Raw genomic sequence first — 6,680 nt, forward strand, 5'->3', positions numbered from 1 at the left:
GCCAACGGCGACTCGGTCCGCGCCCGGCACACCTCGTCGGCGAGCTTCCTGACGCCGATCGACACCACCGTGACGATCGGCGGCCTTTCCGACACCTTCACCTCGACGACTCTCGCCGAGGAGAACGCGACCCCGGTTCCCACGCTCGGGACGGCATCGCTGCTGTTCTTCGGCGCCGTTCTCGCCGTCGCGGGCATTCTGACGATCCGCCGGTTCTGACCTCGCGGCCGGCCGCGAGATGGGATCGACTCACCGGGGGGCGGCGAACCCGGCGCCGGGAGACGAGCAGCGGCGTCCCTGGATTACGGCGCCGGTTCTTCGTCAACCGCCGAGGCGAATCTCGTTTCGCTCCAGCGCTTCGCCGGCGCGCGGCGGCTCCCGCGGTCCCCATGCGCCGCAGGAAACCGAGAGCCGCCCGCGGGAGGCGGGACCATTTCACTGCGCCGCTTTTCGCCGGTCTTGCCGGCGCAGCTCGACGAGGCGCCGGAGCAATTCGTCGACGGAGCCCTGTTCCGGGACGTAGTATCCCGCCGCGGAATCGCGCCGACGTCCGACTCGGATCGCGAGGAGTCGTCCCGGTTCGTCCAGCGCGAACACGTCCTCGTCGGTCTCGTCGTCGCCGACGTAGATCATGCGGTCGCAGCCGAGCCGCTCGCGTTCGCTTTCCAGCGCGATCCCCTTATGAGGGGCGCCCGGCGGCAGCACGTTGACGACCTGTTTCCCGCCGATCACCCGCAGCTCTCCCAGCGTCTGAATCGCCCCGAGAATCGCGGCCTTCGCCTTCCTCCGGTGCCGGGACCGGCGGTAGTGGACCGCGATCGAATAGGCCTTGTCCTCGATCTCGAGCCCGGGGAAGAGCGCGAGCGCCTCGCGAAGCGCCGCGGCCCAGCGCCGGACCGTTCCGGCGACGCGTTCGCTTCCGCGCCAGGGTTCCAGCCCGTGGTTGCCCACGATGCCGGCGAGGGGAACGCTCCGCAGGCGCGCCCGCGCGTCGCTCCGCGCGCGGCCCGAGATGACGACGACCGGGTAGAGCCGAGCCGTCTCCTCGAGCAGCGCCCGCGTTTTCGCGCGCAGCGCCGCCCGGCGCGGGTCTCGCACGATCGGAGCCAGAGTGCCGTCGAAATCGAAGGCGAGCAGCGTGTTCGACCCGGCGAACTGCCCGAGGATCTCCCGCTGCGCCGGAGCGAGGATCTCCCGCATCAGGCGGATTCCACCGCCTCGGCGAGGTGATCGGTGAGACGGCCCGTCAGGCGGTCCCGGCTTCGCAGCCGCGAGGCGTCGACGAGCATCCGCCCCGCCCACCGGTACACGTTGAATTCCGAGATGAAGGAGCGCATCGCGCGCATGCGGTCGCGCTTCTCCTCCGGCGACATCTGGAGGGCGGCGCGCAGAGCCGAGCTCGCCTCGTCGATGTCGTACGGGTTGACGATCAGCGCCTCCGTCAGCTCGCGGGCCGCCCCGGTGAACTGGCTGAGCACGAGGACGCCGGATTCGTCCTCGCGCGCCGCGACGAACTCCTTGGCGACGAGGTTCATCCCGTCGTGGAGGCTGCTCACGTAGCAGACGTCGGCCGCGCGGTAGTAGCGAAAGACGGTCGGCGGCTCGTGATGCTCGCGCCGCAGCACGATCGGGCGGTAGCTCCCTTCCCCGAAACGCCGGTTGATCCGCGCGGTGAGCTCCTCGACCGTATCGTTCAGCGCGCGATAGCGCTCGATCGCCGTCCGGCTCGGCGCCGCGAGCTGGACGAACGTGAACCGGCCGCGGTACTCGGGGAAGCGCTCGAGGAGGCGCTCGACGGACAGGAGCCGCTCCTCCACTCCCTTCGTGTAGTCGAGGCGGTCGACGCCGACCCCGAGGAGGGCGCCGGGAGCGAGGCCGAGCTCCTCGAAGATCGAGGTCCGGCATTCCTCTACGGGCGGAGCCGTGGCGAGCCAGCGGACCGGCCATTCGAGCGCGATCGGATACGGCCGGACGAGCGTGCTCCGCCCGTGCTGCACGACCGCGTTCTGCTCCCGGTCGATCCGAGCTTCGAGGAACCGGTCGACCGAATCGAGGAGATTGTTGCAGTCGAACTGCGTGTGGAACCCGAGGATGTTCGCCCCGAGCATCCCTTCGAGGAGGTCCTGACGCCATGGGCAGATCCCGAAGCGCTGGGAGTTCGGCCAGGGGATGTGCCAGAACATGATGACGGTCGCGCGCGGCAGCCGTTCGCGGATCAGCCGCGGCACGAGCGCGAAGTGGTAGTCCTGCACGAAGACGATCGGGTCGTCGACGTCGACCTCGGCGCAGAGCGCGTCGACGAACTTCCGGTTGACCTCCTGGTACTGCTGCCAGTCCTCGCTCCGGAAGGTCGGCCGCGTGTCCGAGACGTGGCAGAGCGGCCAGAGTCCCTCGTTCGAGAAGCCGTAGTAGTAGCCCTTCTCCTCCTCGCGGGTGAGCGTCACGCGGCGGAGCACGTACGATTCCTCGCCCGGCGGGACGCGCAGCCGGCCGTCGAGGTCGGCCGACTCCCGGTCGGCCGAGCCGCTGCCGTGGGCGATCCACGTCCCGGAGCAGGCGCGCATCACCGGCTCGAGGGCCGTGACGAGTCCGCTCGCGGGATGCAGCACGGCGATCCTCCCGTCGGCCAGCCGCTCGTGGATGTAAGGCTCGCGGTTGGCGAGGATCACGACCTTCTCGCCGTGGAGATAGCGGGTGAGCGTGTGCGCCAGACGCTGCGCCGTCCACGCGCCTCCCTCGCGGTCCAGGTCCTTCTCCGCCACGATGCGTTCCACGAGGTCGCGCACGTCGCCGAGGAGCGGGCGGAACTCCGCGCGCCGGCTCCGGCCGCTTCCCTGGAGCAACCCCCGGAGCTCGTCGCTCCAGCCGCGCCACGACAGCCTCGCGGCGACGAGGGTCACGCCCGAGGCGGCGAGCGCGAGGAATCCGAAGGCGACGAAAATGAATCGCTGCGTCTTGGCTTCCCGGCGCTCGACGAAGGTCAGATCGTGCACGAGCACGACGAACCCGAGCGGCTTCACGCCGTCGGCGACGGGGATCGCGTTGACGTACACGTTCCCTCCCGGGAGGGACTCGATCGTCTTCCATGGCCGCCAGCCGAGCTCGGAGCCTTTCCCCGAGCTCCGCATGTGCGCGCCGATCGCCGCGCACGTGAAGCGTTCCGGGAAATCCTTGGTCCGGGTCAGCATGCGGAGGTCGTCCGAGCACGCGGCGGCGGCCATGATCCGCTCGTCGCGAGTGATCTCGGAGAGCAGGTCGCTGAGTTTCGTCCGCCGCGGCTCGTTCCAGTGCGACACGAGAGACTGCCGGGCGCCGCTCACGACGAGTCGCGCTCGCAGGTCCACGTCCTTGTCGAACCATTCCCGAGCCGTCCGCTCGACGACCCGCGAGGCCAGCCAGGTCAGGAAGCCGAGTCCGAGGACCAGCGCAACGACGAACCGGGTGACGCGGCGCATCGGGTCATTTGATCACAGGATAGTTTGATTCGAAAATACAATTTGTTAGGCTGGCCGGGATGCGCCTCGAGGATCTCGGGCTGATTGGGAACTGTCAGATCTCCGCCCTCGTTCACCGTTCCGGGTCGATCGTCTGGTGCTGTCTCCCGCGATTCGACTCCGAGCCGGTTTTTTCGACGCTCCTCGACGCGAACGAAGGGGGCCATTTCGCCGTCGCCCCGGCCGACGGGACCCCGGGAACGCAGCGATACGTCGAGAACACGAACGTGCTCGAGACGACGTTCCGGACCGCCGACGGAGCTTTCCGCGTCCTCGATTTCGCTCCGCGGTTCCACCTCCACGGCCGCATGTTCCGCCCGACTCAGATCTTCCGGATTCTCGAGCCGATCGAGGGCGCACCGCGCGTCTCGGTCGCGTGCGAGCCGCGGCTGGGATGGTCGAAGAAAGCGCCATTCGTGCTCGAAGGCTCGCACCACATCGATTTCGGCGGCTTCGCGCGCCCCGTGCGGTTGACGACCGACATTCCGCTCGCCTACGTCGGTCACCGGCCGTTCGCCCTCACGGAACGCCGGCACGTCGCCTTCACGTGGGGCCCGCCGATCGAGGAATCCCTCGCCCCGCTGTGCGACCGCTTTCTCGGCGAGACGGTCCGCCACTGGCAGCAGTGGGTGAAGCAGTGCAACATTCCGCCCCTCCATCAGGCCGAGGTCATTCGCTCGGCGCTCGCGCTCAAGCTCCACTGCTTCGAAGACACCGGCGCGATCGTCGCCGCGATGACGACATCGATCCCGGAGGCGCCCGGAAGCGGCCGGAACTGGGACTACCGGTACTGCTGGCTCCGCGACGCCTACTACGCCCTCGCCGCCTTCCGATCGCTGGGCCATTTCGAGGAGCGCGAGCAGTTCATCCGCTATCTTCTCGAGATCGCCGCCGGAACGCGGGATCTCGCTCTCGCACCGCTTTACCGGATCGACGGCGGCGCCGACCTGAAGGAGACGATCGTCGAAAACTGGCCGGGCTACGAAGGAGAGGGCCCGGTTCGGTCCGGCAACGCCGCCGCGGCTCAGGCGCAGAACGACATCTTCGGCGAGATGGTCCTCGCCCTCACGCCGATCTTCCTCGACGACCGTTTCCGCGAAGAACGTTCGAAGTCGTCGCTCGAGCTCCTCCTGCGCCTCGCGCGAAAGGCGATTTCGGTTGCCGGAACTCCGGACGCGGGAATCTGGGAATACCGGACGCCCGGAAGGATCCGAACGTTCTCGACCCTGATGTGCTGGGCCGCCGCGGACCGGGTCGCCGCGGTCGCGTCGCGCCACTCCCCGCACGCGGCGGCGGAATTCCGCGACGCCGCGGTGCGGATCCGCGACCAGATCGTCGCCGGCGCGTGGAAGCCGAAGGTCGGAGCGTTCGTCGGCACCCACGACGGGGACGATCTCGATGCGTCGCTCCTCCAGATGGCGACCCTGCGGTTCCTTCCCTCCGACGACGCGCGGCTCCGGCAGACGGTCGCGACGATCACCGACCGGCTGTCGGACGAAGGGTGGCTCGTGCGCTACCGGCTCGACGACGGGTTCGGGCGGCCCCAGGTCGCGTTCATCATCTGCACCTTCTGGCTGATCGAGGCTTTCGCGGTGACGGGCCGGATCGAGGATGCGCGGGAAGCGATGCAGCGCGTCCACCGGGCGCTCTCGCCGCTCGGCCTCCTCTCGGAGGACTACTCCCCCGCGACGTTCCGGATGTGGGGGAACTTCCCCCAGGCGTACTCCCACGTCGGCCTGATTCAGGCGGCGTTCGCCGCGTCGCCCCGCTGGAGCGAGATCCTCTGACGCCCGGCCGGTGATCGCGCTGCGGCGCGCCTTGGAATTACGGTCCGGATACGCGGAATCTTTCGATCCCGGAACGGCGCGGGAGGGTCTACGATTCCCGCCGGATGACGAAGAAGCGCGCGCCGCTTCTCGCGAGGATCGGCAAGGCGATCGGGCCCGGCGTGATCACCGGCGCCGCCGACGACGATCCGTCCGGAGTGGCGACCTATTCGGTCGCGGGCGCGCAGCTCGGGACGAGCCTTCTCTGGACCGCGCTCCTCACCTGGCCGCTGATGGCGGCCGTCCAGATGATGTGCGCGCGGATCGGGATGGTCACGGGACGCGGGCTCGCCGGCGCGCTGAGGAAGAAGTTTCCGCGAAGCGTCCTCGTCGCGATGGCCTTCGCGCTCTTCGCCGCCAACACGATCAACATCGGCGCGGACCTCGCCGGGATGGCCGACGCCGCCGAGATGCTCACCGGAGTCAACTCCCACTTCTGCGTGGTGGTCTTCGGAATCCTGATTCTCGTCGCGACGGTGCGGCTTCGCTACTGGCAGCTCGCGGCCGTCCTGAAGTGGCTGGCTCTCGCGCTCGGGGCATACGTGGGCACGGCCTTTCTCGCGCATCCCCGTTGGGGCGCGATCGCGCGCGACGCGCTCGTCCCGTCGCTCCCCCACGGCCGGGAGGCGTGGGCGATGCTCGTCGCGATCCTCGGCACGACGATCAGCCCGTATCTCTTCTTCTGGCAGGCGTCGCAGGAAGTCGAGGAGGAGAAGGCGATGGGCCGGCGCATGCTCGTGAGCCGCAGGGGAGCCACTTCGCGCGAGATCACCGACCGAAGGATCGACGTCGGCGTGGGGACCTTCGCGTCGAACCTCGTGATGTTCTTCATCATCCTCACGACCGCGCTGACGCTCCACGTCCACGGCGTGACGAACATCCAGACGTCGAAGGAAGCGGCGCAGGCGCTGGCTCCGCTCGCCGGCAGGTTCGCCGCGGCGCTTTTCACCGTCGGCATCCTCGGCGTCGGGTTCCTCGCGATCCCGACGCTCGCCGGCTCGGCCGCGTACGCGTTTGCCGAGACGTTCGGCTGGCGGCAGGGGCTCGATCAGAAGCTGCGCGGCGCCCGGCAGTTCTACCTCGTCGCGGGGACCGCCACGACCATCGGGATCGCGATCGATTTCGCCGGATTCAATCCGGTTCGCGCGCTGTTCCTGTCGGCCGTGATCAACGGCGTCCTCGCCCCGTTCCTCCTCGTCGGGGTGCTCCTCGTGGCTTCCGATTCCGCGCTCATGGCGAAGCAGCCGAGCTCGATCGTCAGCCGGGTGGTCGTGGGGGTCACGACGCTGCTGATGTTCGCTGCGGCGGTGGGAATGTTCGTGTTCTAGACCGTCGCGGGAGCGGGCTCGGGGGACGGGAG

The 6,680-nt window shown here is 69.0% G+C and carries 5 protein-coding genes; 3 read left to right on the top strand and 2 right to left on the bottom strand.

Features of this window, described 5'->3' with window-relative positions; all coding sequences use genetic code 11:
* The coding region (locus VKH46_03275) for a hypothetical protein (GenBank protein HKB69837.1) at positions 1-219 on the top strand (219 nt) is incomplete at its 5' end.
* A 216-nt stretch (positions 220-435) separates the two neighbouring features.
* Here the strand turns inward: VKH46_03275 and otsB are convergent.
* Both otsB and VKH46_03285 read right to left on the bottom strand, forming a co-directional pair.
* Complete coding sequence (gene otsB, locus VKH46_03280; protein HKB69838.1) at positions 436-1,200, bottom strand: trehalose-phosphatase; 765 nt, start codon at positions 1,198-1,200, stop codon at positions 436-438.
* On the bottom strand, positions 1,200-3,455 hold the full coding sequence (locus tag VKH46_03285; GenBank protein ID HKB69839.1) for a trehalose-6-phosphate synthase: 2,256 nt from the start codon (positions 3,453-3,455) through the stop codon (positions 1,200-1,202). Before VKH46_03285 ends, otsB begins: the two co-directional genes overlap by 1 nt.
* A 59-nt stretch (positions 3,456-3,514) precedes the next feature.
* Between VKH46_03285 and VKH46_03290 the strand changes: the two genes are divergently transcribed.
* Together VKH46_03290 and VKH46_03295 are read left to right on the top strand one after the other, a co-directional pair.
* The gene (locus VKH46_03290; GenBank protein HKB69840.1) at positions 3,515-5,281 is read left to right on the top strand and encodes a glycoside hydrolase family 15 protein; all 1,767 of its coding nucleotides are present in this window, start codon (positions 3,515-3,517) and stop codon (positions 5,279-5,281) included.
* A gap of 104 nt (positions 5,282-5,385) precedes the next feature.
* Entirely contained in the window at positions 5,386-6,648 is a 1,263-nt protein-coding gene (locus VKH46_03295; GenBank protein HKB69841.1) for an Nramp family divalent metal transporter, read from the top strand.
* Positions 6,649-6,680 lie beyond the last annotated feature (32 nt).

The sequence above is a fragment of the Thermoanaerobaculia bacterium genome, from assembly GCA_035260525.1.
In the GTDB taxonomy this organism is placed as follows: Bacteria; Acidobacteriota; Thermoanaerobaculia; order UBA5066; family DATFVB01; genus DATFVB01.

Coding starts and splice junctions, on each gene's coding strand:
- otsB (HKB69838.1), bottom strand. CDS start 1,200: ATGCGGGAGATCCTCGCTCCGGCGCAGCGGGAGATCCTCGGGCAGTTC.
- VKH46_03285 (HKB69839.1), bottom strand. CDS start 3,455: ATGCGCCGCGTCACCCGGTTCGTCGTTGCGCTGGTCCTCGGACTCGGC.
- VKH46_03290 (HKB69840.1), top strand. CDS start 3,515: ATGCGCCTCGAGGATCTCGGGCTGATTGGGAACTGTCAGATCTCCGCC.
- VKH46_03295 (HKB69841.1), top strand. CDS start 5,386: ATGACGAAGAAGCGCGCGCCGCTTCTCGCGAGGATCGGCAAGGCGATC.